Origin of the sequence: Neorhizobium sp. DAR64872/K0K18, assembly GCF_050500175.1 — a bacterium.
In the GTDB taxonomy this organism is placed as follows: domain Bacteria; phylum Pseudomonadota; class Alphaproteobacteria; order Rhizobiales; family Rhizobiaceae; genus Neorhizobium; species Neorhizobium soli.
In genome coordinates this window covers 2067197-2084373 of the sequence record NZ_CP191446.1, presented here as the reverse complement: position 1 = coordinate 2084373, position 17177 = coordinate 2067197, and the positions used below count along the sequence as shown (strand labels likewise).

The window sequence follows — 17177 nt, the reverse complement described above, 5'->3', positions numbered from 1 at the left end:
CATGGACTACATCCCTCCTTACGGATCGACCGATCCGGATGCGCCCTATGTTGACCGTAGTACAGCTACCGCGGTCCGTGGGTCGCCGCTCGCGGCTGCATTTTTCAATGACATTCAGGCTGAACTGCTTGCCGTAATTGTAGCCGCAGGTCTTGAGCCTAGCGAGACAGACCTCGCTCAGATTGCACAAGCTATTCAATCGGGACAGCTGAGTTACTCCGTAGCCGCTGGAACAGGAAATGCTCTCACAGCCACGCTAAAGCCGGCTCCTTCCACTCTACGTGAGGGCATGAGGATCCTTCTCAAGGCTGAAGCAGACAATACCGGAGCCATGTCGATCAATGTCAATGGTCTTGGCGTCGTAGCTATCAAGCGGGCGGATGGTAGCGACACTAAAGCTGGTGATGCAGTCGCTGGACAGTATCTGCCACTGGTTTATGCCGGGACAGTCTGGGTCCTCGACAAGGCTACCGGCTATCTGCCTCTGGTTGGTGGAGTGATGACCGGTCCCATTACGCTTCCTGGTCCACCGACCGAAGAGATGCACGCCGTTCCTCGGTCCTATGTCGATCACCCCGGTTATGTGGCGGTTAGTTCCGCCGTAACTTTGACGGTCGCACAGCTCCGAAAATATGTTGAGGTTCTCGGTTCGGGAAGCTTTACCATCGGTTTGCCAGCACCCAGTGCTGCATCCACGACCGGGGGTATGTACTTTATCTGTAACGTCGGTTCTAGCGATAAGACGTTGTCGACGCCGTCGGGAAACTTCATTGGACCGAACGGAACGAACGCATCGACGATGACGCTTCCCCGCGGTGCGTTCGTGTGGGTGATCTGCGGCTTCGACAACTGGATTGTTGTCCAGCAAACATACTCGTTCAAGCTTGTGCAATCTGCCGAGGTTCTCACTCCGAGCGCCTTGGGGGGCTACATTCAGCTTGGCGGCTCCTCGACGTTTCAGGTCACGCTCCCGAACCCATCGAGTTTTTCAGGGGCCGCACTGGAAATCTACAATTCCGGCTCGGTTGCTTACACATTGCGTACCCCCGCAGGAAGTTTTCTCGGGCCTAAGGGCACCGCGGCACCCACGGTCAATATTGGGCCTGGTGAGTATTTCATGTTCCGTGCCGGTACCGGCAATTGGATTGTGCACTAATCCAGGTTTCTGGTCTAATACGTAAAGAGGATTGCCTATTATGGCGACGAGCATGCTATCTGCTTTGATTAAACTCGGACCGGCTGTTCGAGCGGCTATTGGTCTTGGTTCAGCTGCAGAAGAGCAGTCGGACTCGTTTGCTTCCGCGCAACTAGGCCAAAGAGCTGACGAAACCGCCGCTGCTGCTCTTTCAGCAGTCATTAACATCTTCTGCGCGACGAAGGATGCGATCGGGAACATTAGCGACCCGAATGTACGGTCTGCCTATCTCACACTTGCTGGGGCCGAAGGTCAGTTCACCTACCGTACTGGGGACTACGAGGGACGGGTCGAGTCCGATCCTCTGCGCGGCCTCTACATTCCCAGCGCTGGTGATCCTTTTGGCACGACTGGCTGCTGGGTACGGCAAGGGGGGTGGGCTCTACAGGGTCCCGACATTCGGTTCTTCGGCTGCAAAACATTCGATGATGACCCCACCTTCGACAATACCGCAATCTTGAACACTCTCGCCGCTCATCCGGAGCTGTTTACATTCTATACCGTTCCTATTTCCAAGTACGGCTTTCGGACAACTGCGGAAATAACTTCGGGGGCGGTTAAATTCCCGGGTGCAGGCTGCAACCCTATGGGAGATGTCAACGACATCACCAAGAACAACGCCAGAGGTGAAGGCTCTTGGTTCTACCTCGATCACTCAGGCCGCGGCTTTTACTTCAATGGTGACGGGCGGTCAGCTCTTGGGATCCCCGGCTGCGGTACGTACCGAAATCAGCCTGTACCTATGAACGGGGTTCCATTTGTCCCGTTCGATCACGATTGGGACGTGGAATTTCTCAACTGCGAAGCAGATGTAAGCGGCATGGTTCTTTGGAACCCTACGCGAGGAGTAAAAGGACGAGGTCTTTATGCTGGACGCTTGCGGTGCGACCAGCGTGTGCATATTCACCCCTTGAAACGAGGGTTTGATCTAGCGGAAATTTTGGATGTCTGCACACTGGACGTGCATCACTGGCCCTATTTCTCGCTGCATCAGAGCGTCAAGGACTACACCCTTGCGAATCTCATCACGCTCACGACCGGGCGGATAGATGGCGTAAATCTAGGATATTTTTTCACTATATTCGCGAACATCGCTTGGCTTATCTCAACCTCGGCTTCTGGCATTCTCAACCGGGCGCGCGGTGATTGGGTCTATTGCGACAACTGCACCAACTCAGTTGTTTTTGAGGCCGGCTCAGATGGTAGCACGATCCAAATTGACCACCTTATTCTTTACGGGGTGGCTTCTTCACCTTCGGGCGGTATTGGAATGGCGTCGAGCAACAACAACCTGCGTATCGGGTTTCTGGATGCTGAAAACCTCTACGACAACATCGGTTATATCGATGGGGTCAACAATAACATCCAGATCGATCAAGCAAGTTTGCGGAATTGGGGATATCGTAACGCTGGGGTCCCCGCATTCGCGGTTATTTCCGCGACGAGCAAGGTCCGGATCAGTGGTGAACCGGAGATTGCAAACCTGGGTGGCCGCCCTTTGCTTGGCGGCGCCGGCAAGCTTATTCTTCCGGGCATAGTCAAGTCAGGATTAGCGTCTTTAAACTTGGGAGCAACCTCGGTGGTCGTCGCACATGGGCTTCCCCTTGCCCCAACGAATGCAATGATCGACGTAAAGCGCGCAACGGGAACAGGCGGCTCTTCCGAGCCTTATGTGAACAACGTTAACGAAACGAGCTTCACGATCAATGTCGGGACAGCCCCCTCCGTAGCGGGCGTTGCATTCTACTGGCGGGCTTGTGTAGATTACTAATGCGCAGCGACCCCCATCATGGAGGCCGCTGTTTGTCTGAGAATTACAACGTGATGTGGTGCGCGGCGGCCTAGCGTTTCAAGTTGTAGATCTTCTTTGGCAGTGTTGTCGTTAAATACGGGCTCTGTGATGTGTCGCTGGGCGTGTTTCTAGAGCCGATGCCAAAAAAGTGGAGAAACAAGGCCTGCAGCTCGGCTGTTTCAATGCGGTAATCTGCTGCAGGATCGCGTCCGCGGAGAATTTCTTCAAGGTCGGAGCCAGTCTCGTTATACGACATTAGATCATGTCCACGAAACGTGAGATCCAGACTTAGATCTTGGTTCGTGTCTAGATTAAAGAAGCATCCGGCCATATAGAGCCTCTCGGCCAGCAGCGCATCGCGGAATAATTTGTTCTGAACTAGCCGGCTGGAGAATTCTTCGATTTTGTGATCGCTGCTTTTACTGTGATTCCACGTAACATGAAGGAGTATATCGTATTGGTCTACGGCTCGAAAATAGCTACGAAACGCTAGACTTTTGTTTAAAAGTGGCTGGCCGAAAAATGCCTGTTCCGGGGTTGAATGAAATAGGTCAAACGACATGACGTTAAAGTTGACCAGTCTTTGTAGGTCGGTCTTGTAACCGAAATACGTTTGATCATGCCACATACAAAGACTCGGTCCTGTCGCGGAGTGCTCCCAATAAGGGCTCCGAAGTCCGATTTTGAAATTTTGTGGATGTATCGTTGACTTGCAGACGTGAGCGAAATCACGACGTTTGAGAAATTGTTCTACTTTATACTCATGGAAGCCCTCGGCTTCGCCACTCTTATCCGTGCGTGTCTTCAGAACAAAGCTGTCGTCGGGGCAGCGGCTCAGTCCATTGTCTAGTGCCGTCATCTGATGGATGAAGTGTCCAAGGCAGACAAGATCGGGCTCCGGGGATTGCACAATCTCGAACTTATTCGCCGCGATGAGCTCCTTCAGCTCAGGATAACCGTCGTATTCCCCTGTCCATGTCGAAAGCACAACCTGTGCGATCGTCCCGTTGCTTTTCAAGTCGGCGAGGAAGCGAAGTTTGCTGGCTACCGCTAATTCATCTCTAACCGTCCCAGTCACTAGAACCCACACTGGTACATCTGTTGAGTTGTCGTGCTTCCGCGACGCCGCGCGGAGTTCAATGGAGTTTATAGAAACGTCAGCGCCGACCGTCGGCAAAACCCGAAATTCGATATGGTCAGTATCTTCGTAAATTGTGAAAGGAACGGTCGCGACAGTACCAGCTATCAATGAACCTCGTTTGACACGAGCAAACTCCACGAGACTACCGGACACTGGATCAGGAGCGACCACTTCAAATGCCACTCCTTTAGTGCCGAAAGCGTGAAGTTGGCCTTTGAATTCGACACAGTAACTTCCAGGCGAAAGCTTTATGTAAGGGCCATGAATAAGAGGTGCCGGGTGACCCAAAGATCTCGGTACGCCATCTCCCCTTCCGAGAATACGACATCTCCCGTCGCCTGGTATTAGAGTTTGTATCAGCGCTGCCACATTATCACTCGTCACTAAACTAAGAATTTGTCGTCAGTCGCGCTTGGTATCTTGACCACCGTCAGCGTCGCATCGGTCAGCGCTTCGAACTCGTTGACCGTACCAGGCTCGATGACTATGAAGCTGCCTTCGTCCCATTCCCTGTCCAGCATGCGGACACGGCCGGAGACGACGAGCGTGATTTCCTTGGCGATCTTGTGGTAGTGCCGGGCATCGCGATCGCCCGCCTTGTAGCTCTTGACGCCCACTTCGAACGCGTCGGTCTTGACGACGCTCGGATCAAAATCGCCGACGAACCAGCCGCCGATCATGTCGTCGAGATTATAGGAAGCTTCGCTCATCTTCGCCTCTCAGATCGACAGTTCGCTCAGCTGGCGGTCCGACTTTATCGGATGATAGTCCTTCGCGTCGATCGGGTAGACGCCGATCTTCTTGTCCTCGAGGACAAGCTCGTTATAGACCGGGCAGACATAGAACATGCCGTTGTGACGGGCATCCTTGCGGATCGCGGCCTTGGCGGCCTTGACGAAATCGGAGCCCTTTCGGAAGTAGTAAAAGCCCGCCGTCGCATTATCGCTGATCGGGTGCTTTTCGGCAGCCTCGACCACCATCTGGCGCTCGTCGAGCCGGACGAACGAGTAGCGCGGGTGTACCGACCGGAAGGTGACGGTGCCGCCATCGAGCTCGCGCCGGTTGAAATCGGCAACGATGGTTTCCATCGGAACGGTCAGGAATTCGTCGCCGTTGAGGATCAGAAGCGGTGTGTCGTTGTCGATGCTGCCGGCGGCAAGCAGCGCGGTGCAGGCAGCACCCTGGGTCTTGTCCTTGATCGCAACGATTTCGGCGGTCGGATCGATCAACCGGACGACGTCGTCGAGATGATAGCGGCGCAATTCCTTCTCCTGCATCGCGATGATCACCCGGTGGCCGGTGATGCGCGAGCATCGCTCGAGCAGGCGCTGCACCAGCGGCATGCCGTCCACTTCGACCAACGCGGTCGGAAAGCTGTCGGAGGAAAGGACGCGGGGCTCGCCCGCCATCAGGATCAGGATGTTCACTGTGTAGCTCCAGTCGAGTTTATCTTTGCGATCGTAGCCGAGATCGCGGCGTAATGAACATCCGAAACGTCGCCGACTACCATGACGTGAGCTCCGGAGGCACGCGCAGCTCGGACCCCATGATCGTTATCCTCGATGATTAGACACTCCTCAGGAGGCAAACCAAGAACCTTCATGGCTTTGATGTAAATCTCTGGATCTGGCTTACCAACTGTCACATCTTCGTTGCTGAGTTGGAACTCTAAGTACTTTTCCAGACCAGACTTGGCCATCATAAGCTGGATGCTACTCCGCACCGAGTTCGATGCGACGCCCATTCTAAAGCCGTCCGATTTAAGACGCGCCAAGGCATATTCGTGCCGAAATACAGGTTTGCAGCTCATGTGAATTATCTGCGTCGTGTACACCTGCTTCATCTCATTGATGAAGCCGTGAAGAGATGAAGGGAGTCCCTGAGTTGCGGTGAGCATCTGCAGCTTTGTGCGCGTCGGCAGTCCGTCAAAGCTTGTCAGGTGCTCGTGCAGCGGAATGGTGAAGCCGAACAGTTCCAGCGCGCGGTTGAGCGCTTCGTAATGCCATTCGCGGGCATCGATCAGCACGCCATCCATGTCGAAAATTACAGCCTTAATCATCGTCATCAAACCTCGTGCGCCAGACATTGCGCTATACGCGCAACAGGTCCTTGGCTTTCTCGGGAAAATCGGTGCAGATCATCAGTCCTTCGCGATCACGCAGGCCGGACGAGACCAGCCAGTGCAGGAAGGGTTCGTATTCGTCGTGCCGGCGGTGCAGGTCGGGCGCGACCAGCGCGACCAACTTGCCGTCATCCAGCAGTTTTTCGACCAGCGGCGCTTCGTACCAGCGGCCGGGCAGGAAATTGTCCAGCCAGACGCCGGTGACGCCGGGTTCGTTGTAGAGCGACGGCACGCGCTCGTATTCGCTCAGCCGGGTAAACGAGGTCATGCCGCGCTTGACGCCCTGGATTAGGTCCGGGACCGAGCTGTCGAACAGGAAATAGTTGTCGTAGCGTTCGGCGGTCAGCACTTCGGCCAGCATGTCATGCAGCCCATCGGCCTTGATGTTGAGTGCCAGCGTCGGCGAGCCGTGCTGTCTGGCGAGGCTCAGAAGATAAGCGAAGCTGATCTCGGTTCCGTTGGGAATGTCGTGAGAGATGACCAGCTGCGGCTTGCCGCCGATAAGGCAGTCACGCACATCGGTCTCGGTGCCGTAGCCGAGCGAGAAGGAGCGGACGAAGGCCTCGACCGTGTTCTTTTCCTCGGGGGATTTCCAGTATCCCCGATGGCTGAGGATCTGGATCATGCGGTTGCCTTGATCGACTGGGTGACTGTCAGCGAAAGCGGCAGCTTGCGGAAGCTTTCGAGGTCGTCGGGAACGCCGAGGCCGTACATGCCCTGATCGACGGAGCCGATCGAATAGGCGCCGATCTTCATGCCGTCCTCGATCATGAAATTGTATACGGGAGCCACATAGAACTCGCCGTTGACGCGGAAGTCGCGCTCGATCATCCGGTCCGCATGGGCAACGAAATCCGATCCCTTGCGGAAATTGTAGATGCCGACGGTGGCGTGGTTGGAGATCACCTGTTTTTCAACGACGTTGTCGATAAAGCCGTTGTCGCCGAAGGAGACGTAGCTCCACTTCGGATCGTCGGCCGACATGGTCATGATCAGGCCATCGAGATCGTCTGCGGCGGCAATGTAGGCGTTGATGTCGACATCCACATACTGATCGCAATTGGCAATCATCATCGGGTCGCCGTTATCGATCGCGTCGCGGGCCAGAAGCACGGTGCAGGCGGCGCCCTCGGTCACGGTTTCAACCAGATAGATGTCGCAACCCGGCGCCCACTGGCGAAGATGCGCGTCGAGACCGTAGTCCCTCACATGCGATGCCTGGCAGATGAAGATGAAGTGGTGCTCGACCTTCGGCTTGAGGTTCTCGATCACCAGACGGATCATCGCGACGTCATGCACGGGCAGGAGTGGTTTTGGAAGCGTGTAGCCGGCTTTTGCAAAGCGGCTTCCATGACCAGCCATTGGAACGACAATGTTCAACATCTTGTATGCCTTTAGGAAAAATCACGCGGAGTGATATGCCTCGAAGGCTAAGGAGAAGTCAACCGCGGACGTTTGAGCGATTGTCACTGCAAGGCTCCCATAGAGTTACTTTTGTACCGCTTCTATTATCTGCTGCACTTAGTATAAACTTGGCGCGCAAGAAACCTATGCGACTCTTCGGGATCGGAGGTCGATGATTCCGGTGGTCTTCTCGAGGCAAAGAAGACCTTTCGCAGTGAGCCGGTAGGGTTCGTCAGTGCACAGGCCGAGTGACACAAGCTCTTGGATGCAAATGACGTGCTTTGAGCTCAGCCGGCGTGGGAGCTGACCGGCTAGCATTCGTAGTGTCTCGATTTCGTCCGCAATGAGTTCGGGCATTATGGTTCCTGCGCTCGAATAGTGCCTGAGCAAACTTGAGAATTACCTTAGCTGACTGAGTCCAGTCAAAACCCGCACCATCCCGGCTCCCTCACGGGGCAGCCTTCTAAGCCGGGATGGCGTGCCTAGTCGCGTTCAACTCCCATCGCGTCAGGGGTGCAGCGGTTGGTACGATACCGGACATATCAAGCATATCCTGCAAGACACTCTCTGGCCGCACAGACTGGCGGAGAAGCTCTTTCAGTCGATCGCGCGAGCCGTACGACCAAGCGGCCTTCATGGTCTCCCGGGGGCCTACGGCGAACTGATCGTTGATGAACGAGGCGGGGTGGTCGTCGTTGATGTGGACGGTGCAGTAGCCATCATTGAACCAGGCATCACGGTCAACAAACTCAATCGCTGCGTCCGTGCGGCTGTGGACGATATGTGTGAAACAATCGTCGGCCGCGATCGAGGTCAATGCAGTCTGGCACATGAAGTATTGCCGGAACGCGTTGACCGGGTTCCATACCCCGGGGGCAAAGTCTAGCTCAGTTTCAAGGGCACTCTGATCCAAAGGGTTTAGAACGATCAGGTTGTCGAAGGCAGGGGCCAGCCTTGCAAGCGTTTCTTGCGGGAGAGTCCATGTCGCCAAATAGGTCGTGTGGGCGACCTCAAGATCAAACAGCGACTTGCGAAGCATCCGCACGTTTTCGAGAACGGAATCAACGTCGGGGCGGATTGGCCCCCTAAAAAGAACGGCGGCTTTCGTATTCATGGCTTCCCTCGAATGGCCCATTTCGATCGATCCCATGGTGAGCCCTTTCTGCAGCACATATTGCGGGAACACATAGTCACCCGTGCCGGCTTAGTCTAGTGGTGGTTCGATGCCTGATGGCAGTTGCAAGGCTCTTCCCGGCCCCGTGCTTTGCGGCTCTGACCGCTGACGACGACTAATTCTGGCATGGTTCCTCCAGCGCTCACTTAGAGCGCTCGCGACAACGTCGTCATTAATCCTAAGGACAATCAATATGAACTCGATTCTGCAGAAAACGCAGAAGCGCTTGCTCACGCTTGGCTTCTCACTACCGACGTACGGCGCCGATGGCGATTACGGTAAAGAGGCTGACGATGCCTTAAATTCCGCACTCGACGAGCTGGAGAGGCTGCGCGGTCTTGCTGCCACGCCTCGAACCTCACTACCGCCACCGGTCCCGACAACCTCGATCGACACGCGCGAGCAAACCATTCCTGCACCCTGGATGCCGAATGCCAAGATCACCGGTATCGTCTTCCACTGGACGGCCGGACAGAACAAGGCCAGCGACCTCGATCGGTCTCACTACCACGTCCTGATCGAGGGCAACGGCAAACACGTTCGCGGCGTGCCATCGATCGACCTCAACAGTCTTCCGAAAGCCAAGGCCGGCTATGCGGCTCACACGCTGAACTGCAACACCGGATTTATCGGCGTTTCGCTTTGCGGCATGGCCGGCGCTGTCGAGAGCCCATTCAGCGCCGGCAAGCAGCCGATCACGCGCGTCCAGTGGGATGAATTGTCAAACGTCCTGGCGCAGCTCTGCAAGCGCTACAGCATCAAGGTCAGTCGTAAGACAGTTCTCAGCCATGCCGAGGTGCAAACGAACCTCGGCATCAAACAGAAAGGCAAGTGGGATATCGCCCGTCTGCCTTTCGACGCATCGATCCAGGGCGCAGTCGCGATCGGCGACCAGATGCGCGCCATGGTCCAATCCAAGCTCTAATCTCTCTCCAATCGACTGGAACATCACCATGCAACGCACTGCGATCCTCGCAGCGGCGGCCCTTGCGCTGTCCGCCTGCACGACGACCCAGACCGCTCAGATCGATACTGCGATCCAGACCAATCTTCCAAAGGCCTGTTCGGCGCTGGAAAGCGGATACACCGCCTTCGTCGTGATCGCCGCGACTGGCAAGATCAAGGCCTCGGCCGTCGTCAAGGTAGACGCTGCCTACCAGGGCGTCCGGCCCATCTGCCGAGATCCGGCAAACACCACCGCAGTCGATGCCCTGATCCGTGCGGCGCAGGCGTACGTCATCGTTTCCACAGCGCTGAAGCAGGCTGAATAGCAGCGTTGAACTCAACCTGATCTTATTTTCAAACCAAGGGACTCAATACATGATCCGCATCGATATGATCGCGGCGCGTTTTGCTGCGCTGCTCGCTCTTCTGTTCGTTTTCGCAATCACGCTACAGCCGGTCTATGCGCAGGAGGCGGCACCCGTCATCGCGCGTTCCTCGATCTGGTTCGACATTTGGGCAATCGTTCAGCCGCTTGTCGTGCTTCTCGGCTCGATCGTGGGGCCCGTGCTGATCACGTGGATCTCGGCGCGCCTGATATCGTTGCTGAAGGTAGCTGACGAAAAACAGCAGCTCGAAATTCAAGCGAAACTTCGCCAAGCCCTTCACGACTCGGCCGCCAACGCTCTGAAGTTTGCACTTGCTCGATCCGGTATCGCTGGCGGGTCGATCGCCAGCGTGACTGCTTCGGCGATCACCAGCGCGATGCTTCGTGATGCGACCAAGTATGTCGAGGAAAAGAACCCGGAGGCGCTGCAAAAGCTTGGCGTCACGCCGAACGCCCTCCAGGACATCATCATGTCGAAGGTTACAGATCTCCTGCGGAAGCAGCCGTCTCTATAACGGCTTCTGTCTATGCCGAGCCTGCGATTTTGGTTAGGGGCCATCCGCTCGGCGGAGGCGTGGCCCCCAACTTTTCCGCACGTTGGTCCAACTTCTCAACAGCCTTCAAGCGGGCATCTTCGACCGTGTCGGCGGTCACAGTGACAATCCAACGGCCGGCGCGAAAACGATAGGTGTTCTTTGGGGGGTACATCCGGTGTCTGCTGCCTGCCACGAATGCCATCCACGCCACGCGGCGATCAATCCCCACCTTTGTTTCGTCTGAGAGCAAGTCCCACCAGGCTTTGAAGCCCGCGTTCGTGTCCGATTTCGTCATGACAATCTCACGCTTTTACGCTGTTAGCTTCTGCCGAGACGCTCACCGTAGCATCTCGGCAATCTCGGCCGCTTCGCTGCGCGTCTGGTTCGGTTTGTGTGGATAGTGCTCCCAGCACCACCACTGCGGTTCGGCTCGATTGTTTGAGAAGCCAAAACCGCCCCACTGCTTGCAAGATGGTATGCAGCACCAATGGATATAGAGCGTTGTCGGTCCGCCTAGGGCTGTCCTGGTCTCGTCGCTCATCGGCGTGGTTCCCAGAGGATTTGCGCTTGCAGTAGGCAGGGAAACCTAGCCCGACATTTCTCGGTCCCGGCGTGCTCGCATCCCATTGCGAGAGCGCGACGGATCTGAATGAACTCGGCGTCCGCTCCGAATTTCTTGACCAGGCTCTTGTGGCTGAAAACGCCCTGTCGGGCGCACGGGGTGCAAACCATCTCGACGGTCTCGGCGCGATAGTCTCTGAGAGTTGGAAGCGGCATGGCAGGTTTCGTCTGTCTTTCGGACACGGGTTCTCGCTCGCGCACGGGGCACGTGTTCGCCTTCGAATAGGATGTTGATTGCCGACCTCATGCGGCAGTTCGTTCTTATTATGTTCTAACTGTTTGATATGAGTCAACACCCGCCAGCGCGCGAAAATTGCCAAAGGGCTAGAAACGAATGACTGGGAGAAACGACATGCCAAATGGCGCTTTTGATCCTGAAGCCAAATATGCGCAGCTCGGCGAGCGCGTCGATAACCAGTCGCGGCAGATCGGCGATCTCGACAATCGGATGGGCAAAGGCTTCTCAGAGATCGCCTCGCAGATCCGCTCGCTGGTCGATGACATCCGAGGCGGATCGAAAACCCAGTGGCCGATCATCATTGGCTTCTGTTCGGTTACGATCACCGTCTTAGGCGGGCTCGGCTTCATGGCGCTGCAGCCGATCAAGGATAACATCGTCACAATGCGTGAGGACGTTCGCATGCGCGCGATCGAGACAAAGGACAGCCTTTCGACGATTGTTGCCGGTATGGTCACACAGAAAGAGATGGAATGGCGAACGGCTCGTGGGCAGGAGGATCGCCAACGAACGGAAGCGGCCATCAAGGAACTTAGGGAGGGGTTGGTCCCAAGAGACGAACACGCTCGCGTATGGGCGAACTATGATCAGCGGTTCCAAGATCAACAGCGGCAGGTCGACGACCTTAAGCAAGCGCAGGGTAGCGTCTATGGCGCCCGCGATGTGATCATGGATCTGAGGCAGCGCCTCGATCGCGTCGAGCGAGAGCGTATTAGTCCGCCCTAGTCTTCTGCACCGCCGACTAATGAACCTCGGGCGGCGGATAGCTTCGTCCGATTGAAACGAGATACTCGGTTATTTCCTTGAGGAGGTGGTCGCGTTTGCCGTAGGCTTTCGTGATTTCGGACAGCTTCGGTACGACCTCCTCGAATTGTTCGTCAGGAAGATCGGCATCTCCGATCAAATACCCCACGCCGGCAATCGCTGTGATGTTGCACCCGGTAGCGGCCACTTCCTCGACGAATGCGGGAATGTCTTCAGGTTTCATTCTGTGCATCGCGATCTCCTTTCACCGTGAACTGTACCGGCTAAAGAGAGGACGATCTACTAGCGGAACTGCTGGTGGCCCCTCATGCCCTACTGTATCAAAGACCCCGCCGACCGGAAGTCAGCGGGGCCTCTCGCTAGTGAAACGCGCGATTGATTTTCCTACAAGTTCTCGAAGCTTCCCAAGCTGAATCCGCCGGATATGCCGTATTTCTTCAAACCCTTTTTATTTGGGATTGGGGACGACAACTACTGAGGTGGAAGAGGCGAGAAATTTTAACACCTTAATTTTCAGGTCTGAAAGTTCTGGGATCGATAATAGATGGTCTCGCAAATTTCCAAGATTCTTCATCGTTGTGTAGAGCTGTGCCGGGACTTCCGGTAGATCGACGCGGTGTACTTCCTTCAAGATGTTGCGGGTGTGACGGTACAGATCTTTGCCCTTAAACAGCGCAAGAATGTGAGAGGTATCGTTTTCCTCTATAGCCTTGAACATCTGGCGGGCGGCGTTCTTGAAGTACTGCTCTGCATTGTCGTCGACTTTGAAAGAGATATTTCGAACGATATGCTGGTCGTGGTCATAGGATATTTTCACTGGATAATCCTGCCCGACTTGCCTGCTGAGAAGCTGCATGCTTCGAGGCAAAGATTTTTGTGCTGCCCCCGCCAATACCTGAGCGTACGCATCGTAGCTCAACGTCAGACCGAAACGAGACAAGGTTGGGAGCGCCACGTTTGGGTGGAGGATAACGCTCTCACTTTCACTGAACGGGAGCGCAAAAACACCAAGACCTTCCATCCCATTCAGCTTTTCCTCAGAATGAAAATCCCGGTCGATGATCCCGCACTTTGTTACCTTCCCGAGCAAGTATCCGGTTAGCGCAGCATCTGAAGCCACCGCTGATCGTACAGTTTCCCAATTTCCCGCCAAAACGGGTTCGATCTGGTCGTTCTGAAACAAGTCGATGATCAAAGATCGCTGTGCGTCGTCTTCACAGAAAACTGGGAAGGCGTCGGTGCGTAAGATCTGAATCCTAGCGCCAATTATGCGACGTAGCGTCGCGTCAGGTATGTCCTCGGCTCGACTAACTTCTAGATCAGCTGACCCGCGTTCGACTACGTAAAGACGTCTGATCGAGGGGCGAGTCGCGAATAGTAAACTATGGGTGGCATAGACGAAGCTGACATTGGGAAGGTAATCTTCAATTTTTTCCCAAAGATTTATGCAGCGCGCCTCGTTCAAATGAAGCTCCGGCTCGTCGACTAAAAGGATTAGCTCTTGTTGAGGTTTCTGCAGAAGGAATATCGCAAATAGTAGGATCTGCTTTTCGCCATCCGAAAGCGCATTTATGGACTGCTCGGTACCATCCACCGTCACGGCAAGAGACATAGTGGGGCCGCCCCGACCAAAAGCTGGGCGGCCCCCCTGTATGGTAACTTTATGACCGATGATTTCGCCTAGAGAATTCAGGAAAGGCGGTACCTTTTCCTCAGGAGGGGTTGGTTCCGGCGGCTGCTTCTTCTTTGCAAGCCAGTCTGCAGTCGCTCGGACAAAATCGTCGTAGGCCTTTGTATCTTCACTGGCTAGCGACAGCACAACTTGTAGCAGCAGATTTTGGAAATTTAGATCGATCGAGACTGTAGGGGTCGTGGATACCACATCATCGATGTTGGGGGCGTGTTGAAACGCTCTCTCCATGATGTTTCCTTGGATGTGGCGGTCGGCGGGAATTAGTAGCGCTCTCACCCCTTTAACCCGAAGAGAGTCGTGGAGCTGCTTGAGACGCCTGCTCTTCCCGCTACCATTTTCACCAACGAAAGCAACCTTGATCGGACTCCCCTTCGCTGTCAGCTCATCTTCTAAATCGATCAAGTTCACTGCTCCCTGTATCACTACTGTCTATCTGCACCGAGGACCGATACCCAATGTACTGTATTTAGCGGTGCGGGGAGCGCTCAAGAACTAAAAACAATAACAATGAGCCCGGGATCCCCGCACCTAAATTAGATATCGTTGTTTTGGCTACGAAAAGCAGGGAAATTCGGCGTCCAATTGGGACTCGAAGTTCTTCTCAAATGACTGCCCCGGGCGCGTAGAGGTCATTGTCGAAATCGTAAAGATCACGCCGATCGGCCACGATACATCATGAGGGGAAGCTTGGTCCGCAACTCGAAGATATGCCAATCCACGCATCTGTGCCGGCTCTAGAGACTGCAGAAATCTACCAGAGGTTACTGCTCGGTTGCTCGAACGCTTCCCGTCTGTTCGCGCTTTAAACAAAAAACCGAGCAAAGATTTCTCTTGCTCGGTGAGTTGAGTGCTGGAAACCAAAATGGCGTCCATGTCTTCGCGTACAACCTCAAGGACTAACTTGACGTTAAGATCGCGCCGCAGAAAGTGATCAGCACTTATCGGTGGCAGCGGTGCAGTTGAGCTTGTTGCCTAGGTTTGTGAACTGGGTGTTGAGTTTGCCGCCGAGGGTGGTTGCACCGCCGATGAGCGCAACGGAAATCAAAGCGGCAATGAGCCCGTATTCGATAGCAGTGGCGCCAGATTCGTCTTTCATGAAACGTGCAAATATCGACACAGGAATCTCCCTTGATCCTTTCCGTTGGACGGACTGTCTCAACGCATCTCGGATCTACCAGACGTATGATGCTATTCGGTTAAAAGGATCAGTTAATTTTTAATTACGTCTCGCTGCGAGAAATATCCGGATTCGGAAACTGTAGGGATCGTGCGAGTAGGTTCCTCTCTATTTATGGTCTCGTTCATCGCTCATATTGCGAGGGGTCTGTTCAAAAGATCGCAACAAGATCAAGGGGAGGGCAGAGGGGCGGTTTGGCGCGAACAGTATTGTTTTTGCTGCGCTAATCGACTTTCTCCGGGCCCACCAATTTCGTCCATCGCCACAACAGGCTGGACTCTCGTCGCACAAGTCCGCTGTAGCCGGACGCGGATTTCCGGAGTCTTTCAGCTGCTGCTCCACGCTGCATTATGGCAAGTGCTTTGTGGTGTTTGCTTCGCTACTGGCCAGTCCGACCTCGCGAGCGCATTTCGATCTCTTGCTCCAAACGTCTTCTTTGCAACGCCATGAAATCAAATGGAAGTGCGAACGAAAGCAGGAAGCCGCCAATAGCTAGGCCCGCATAAACATCTGTCACCCAATACCATTTCTCCCATTTTGAGCTCTCAATCACCTCTGAGACGACGAGCAGCCCAAGCGTGATTAGGTAGAGGAAGAAAAGGCCGTTGAAACGGTGCAGTTGCTTTTGAAGGTCGCGCGCGTTGACCCATGCCGCTGAGGTGGATCCCGATGGAAGCATGCCTGGATCACCAACGATTGACACCACTGCAAAGAGAGATGCGGCCAGAATCGAGAATACAACAGCAATGTATTCGTTCGGTTTCTCCGCGGCACGGATGGCATCACCAAAGAAATAGCCGCCAGCTACAGATGCGATGACGGTTACAGCAATGAAGGCTATGCGCCGCTTCGAAATCTTACGCATCTAATATCCCATCTTCTCTAAGAGACTGGAACACTTCACGGAAAGCTGCATCCACCTGATAAGAGGACAGAATGCGCTTATTGCCGTCAACTTGGAAAGTGCGCTGGAATGACATCTTCTCCCTTGTCAGCCGAAACCCACTCTTGGTCACAATAGTGAACTCGTCCTCTACCCCGTTTCTGATGTTGTTTGACATCGTCGATAACAGATCGATGACCTCAGGATTATCCCAGTTCCGACCAGGCCGGAGGACGAGCTTGCCTTCAATCCGTTCCGCCGCATGAAGGTTCTCGGCACTCGGGATCTCGCTAAAAAGGCCTGCGACCATCCCGAGGAAACCATCCTCTGGTAGAGCTCCGCCGGCAGCAATTCGCTCAAGCGTTGGTCTGAACGCCCCTAGTCCGAGATCAATTTCTTGAATACCGCCGTTGAAGAGCTCTTGAACTTTGTCCTCATCTAGAACGATTTGGAACATGAATTGGGTTGTCGAGACATCGGTGGTCAGTCCGGCTGCATGGATCATGCAAACGAAAATCGCTTGGATCGCCTTCTCCCTGAGCGTGTTGTTATGCGCGGTCCAGATAACATGGTTGTTTTCGATTAGGCAGAAAAGCTGCTGCTGAATGTACTCTTGTCCGCCATCCGGATTCTGCTCTGTGGCCTCGACCTCCTCCGCGCCTCCCTGAGCGAGCGTTCGAATGATTGCAACCGGAGCTCCGGTCTCGAACACAACAAAGTGCAGATACCGCCTTCCATCTGCCAGGCTTCGCCGGGCAATAAGGCACTCTGTTGAGCCAGCAATCGCAAAACGGGGAATTCCTTCTTCACCGAAAAAAATCAGGCACTGCTCTACAAGACCCGCGAGATTGTGTTCCGGTTCTCCCATCCAAACTGCTCTCCGATACTGCGCGTTTTTTTCCATGCCGTTCCCCTGGAATAAGGCGAGGATAGAAACAGGTTTCCGCAATATATACGAGTCAGTTTTACATTTTCTTCTCCAGCAAGACCCCGGCGCGTCGGACCTATGCTCAGCTAATTGATAATGACGTCAGCCATTCGCTCGCAGATTTTTTCGAGCTGCTGTCCAAGCTCCATGAGCCGCGGAGCATCCGGACGACGAAGCT

The 17177-nt window shown here is 54.7% G+C and carries 18 protein-coding genes; 6 read left to right on the top strand and 12 right to left on the bottom strand.

Translation table 11 applies throughout. The features are described from left to right. Position 1: 1 nt before the first annotated feature. On the top strand, positions 2 to 1156 hold the full coding sequence (locus tag ACQY1P_RS15640; protein WP_430254241.1) for a hypothetical protein: 1155 nt from the start codon (positions 2 to 4) through the stop codon (positions 1154 to 1156). A 40-nt stretch (positions 1157 to 1196) separates the two neighbouring features. Beyond that, the gene (locus ACQY1P_RS15635) at positions 1197 to 2966 is read left to right on the top strand and encodes a hypothetical protein (RefSeq protein ID WP_430254239.1); all 1770 of its coding nucleotides are present in this window, start codon (positions 1197 to 1199) and stop codon (positions 2964 to 2966) included. Between the two features lie 70 nt (positions 2967 to 3036). On the opposite strand, the gene ACQY1P_RS15630 is transcribed toward ACQY1P_RS15635, so the two are convergent. The 7 genes from ACQY1P_RS15630 to ACQY1P_RS15600 form a co-directional block, all read right to left on the bottom strand. Next, a complete protein-coding gene (locus ACQY1P_RS15630; protein WP_430254237.1) occupies positions 3037 to 4311 on the bottom strand; it encodes a hypothetical protein in 1275 nt (424 codons plus the stop codon). A gap of 200 nt (positions 4312 to 4511) precedes the next feature. Then, complete coding sequence (locus ACQY1P_RS15625; protein ID WP_430254235.1) at positions 4512 to 4838, bottom strand: cupin domain-containing protein; 327 nt, start codon at positions 4836 to 4838, stop codon at positions 4512 to 4514. Between the two features lie 9 nt (positions 4839 to 4847). After that, positions 4848 to 5555, bottom strand: a complete 708-nt coding sequence (locus ACQY1P_RS15620) for a glycosyltransferase family 2 protein (RefSeq protein ID WP_430254233.1) — start codon at positions 5553 to 5555, stop codon at positions 4848 to 4850. Beyond that, positions 5552 to 6193, bottom strand: a complete 642-nt coding sequence (locus ACQY1P_RS15615; RefSeq protein ID WP_430254231.1) for an HAD family hydrolase — start codon at positions 6191 to 6193, stop codon at positions 5552 to 5554. Before ACQY1P_RS15615 ends, ACQY1P_RS15620 begins: the two co-directional genes overlap by 4 nt. A gap of 25 nt (positions 6194 to 6218) precedes the next feature. Next, on the bottom strand, positions 6219 to 6875 hold the full coding sequence (locus ACQY1P_RS15610; protein ID WP_430254229.1) for a phosphodiesterase: 657 nt from the start codon (positions 6873 to 6875) through the stop codon (positions 6219 to 6221). Next, positions 6872 to 7633 (bottom strand): glycosyltransferase family 2 protein, encoded by a 762-nt coding sequence (locus ACQY1P_RS15605; RefSeq protein ID WP_430254228.1) that lies wholly within the window; start codon positions 7631 to 7633, stop codon positions 6872 to 6874. The genes ACQY1P_RS15610 and ACQY1P_RS15605 overlap by 4 nt, the downstream gene beginning before the upstream one ends. A 484-nt stretch (positions 7634 to 8117) precedes the next feature. Next, complete coding sequence (locus ACQY1P_RS15600; protein ID WP_430254226.1) at positions 8118 to 8804, bottom strand: hypothetical protein; 687 nt, start codon at positions 8802 to 8804, stop codon at positions 8118 to 8120. A 217-nt stretch (positions 8805 to 9021) separates the two neighbouring features. On the opposite strand from ACQY1P_RS15600, the gene ACQY1P_RS15595 reads away from it, so the two are divergent. The 4 genes from ACQY1P_RS15595 (at position 9022) to ACQY1P_RS15580 (ending at position 12279) form a co-directional block, all read left to right on the top strand. After that, a complete protein-coding gene (locus tag ACQY1P_RS15595; RefSeq protein WP_430254224.1) occupies positions 9022 to 9753 on the top strand; it encodes a peptidoglycan recognition protein family protein in 732 nt (243 codons plus the stop codon). Positions 9754 to 9781: 28 nt separating this feature from the next. Next, positions 9782 to 10099 carry a cell wall anchor protein gene (locus ACQY1P_RS15590; protein ID WP_430254222.1) on the top strand — a complete coding sequence of 106 codons (318 nt, stop codon included), beginning with the start codon at positions 9782 to 9784 and terminating at the stop codon, positions 10097 to 10099. 49 nt (positions 10100 to 10148) lie between these two features. Further along, positions 10149 to 10673: a hypothetical protein gene (locus tag ACQY1P_RS15585; protein WP_430254220.1), complete on the top strand. Its 525-nt coding sequence runs from the start codon at positions 10149 to 10151 to the stop codon at positions 10671 to 10673. A 994-nt stretch (positions 10674 to 11667) separates the two neighbouring features. Next, a complete protein-coding gene (locus tag ACQY1P_RS15580; protein ID WP_430254218.1) occupies positions 11668 to 12279 on the top strand; it encodes a hypothetical protein in 612 nt (203 codons plus the stop codon). Between the two features lie 16 nt (positions 12280 to 12295). Here ACQY1P_RS15580 and ACQY1P_RS15575 read toward each other — a convergent pair whose 3' ends face one another. The 5 genes from ACQY1P_RS15575 to ACQY1P_RS15555 form a co-directional block, all read right to left on the bottom strand. After that, positions 12296 to 12550 (bottom strand): hypothetical protein, encoded by a 255-nt coding sequence (locus ACQY1P_RS15575; protein WP_430254216.1) that lies wholly within the window; start codon positions 12548 to 12550, stop codon positions 12296 to 12298. 216 nt (positions 12551 to 12766) lie between these two features. After that, entirely contained in the window at positions 12767 to 14413 is a 1647-nt protein-coding gene (locus ACQY1P_RS15570) for an ATP-dependent nuclease (RefSeq protein WP_430254214.1), read from the bottom strand. A gap of 529 nt (positions 14414 to 14942) precedes the next feature. Then, entirely contained in the window at positions 14943 to 15107 is a 165-nt protein-coding gene (locus ACQY1P_RS15565) for a Flp family type IVb pilin (protein WP_430256717.1), read from the bottom strand. Between the two features lie 460 nt (positions 15108 to 15567). Next, positions 15568 to 16053 (bottom strand): hypothetical protein, encoded by a 486-nt coding sequence (locus ACQY1P_RS15560; protein WP_430254212.1) that lies wholly within the window; start codon positions 16051 to 16053, stop codon positions 15568 to 15570. Continuing rightward, complete coding sequence (locus ACQY1P_RS15555; protein WP_430254210.1) at positions 16046 to 16975, bottom strand: hypothetical protein; 930 nt, start codon at positions 16973 to 16975, stop codon at positions 16046 to 16048. Before ACQY1P_RS15555 ends, ACQY1P_RS15560 begins: the two co-directional genes overlap by 8 nt. Positions 16976 to 17177 lie beyond the last annotated feature (202 nt).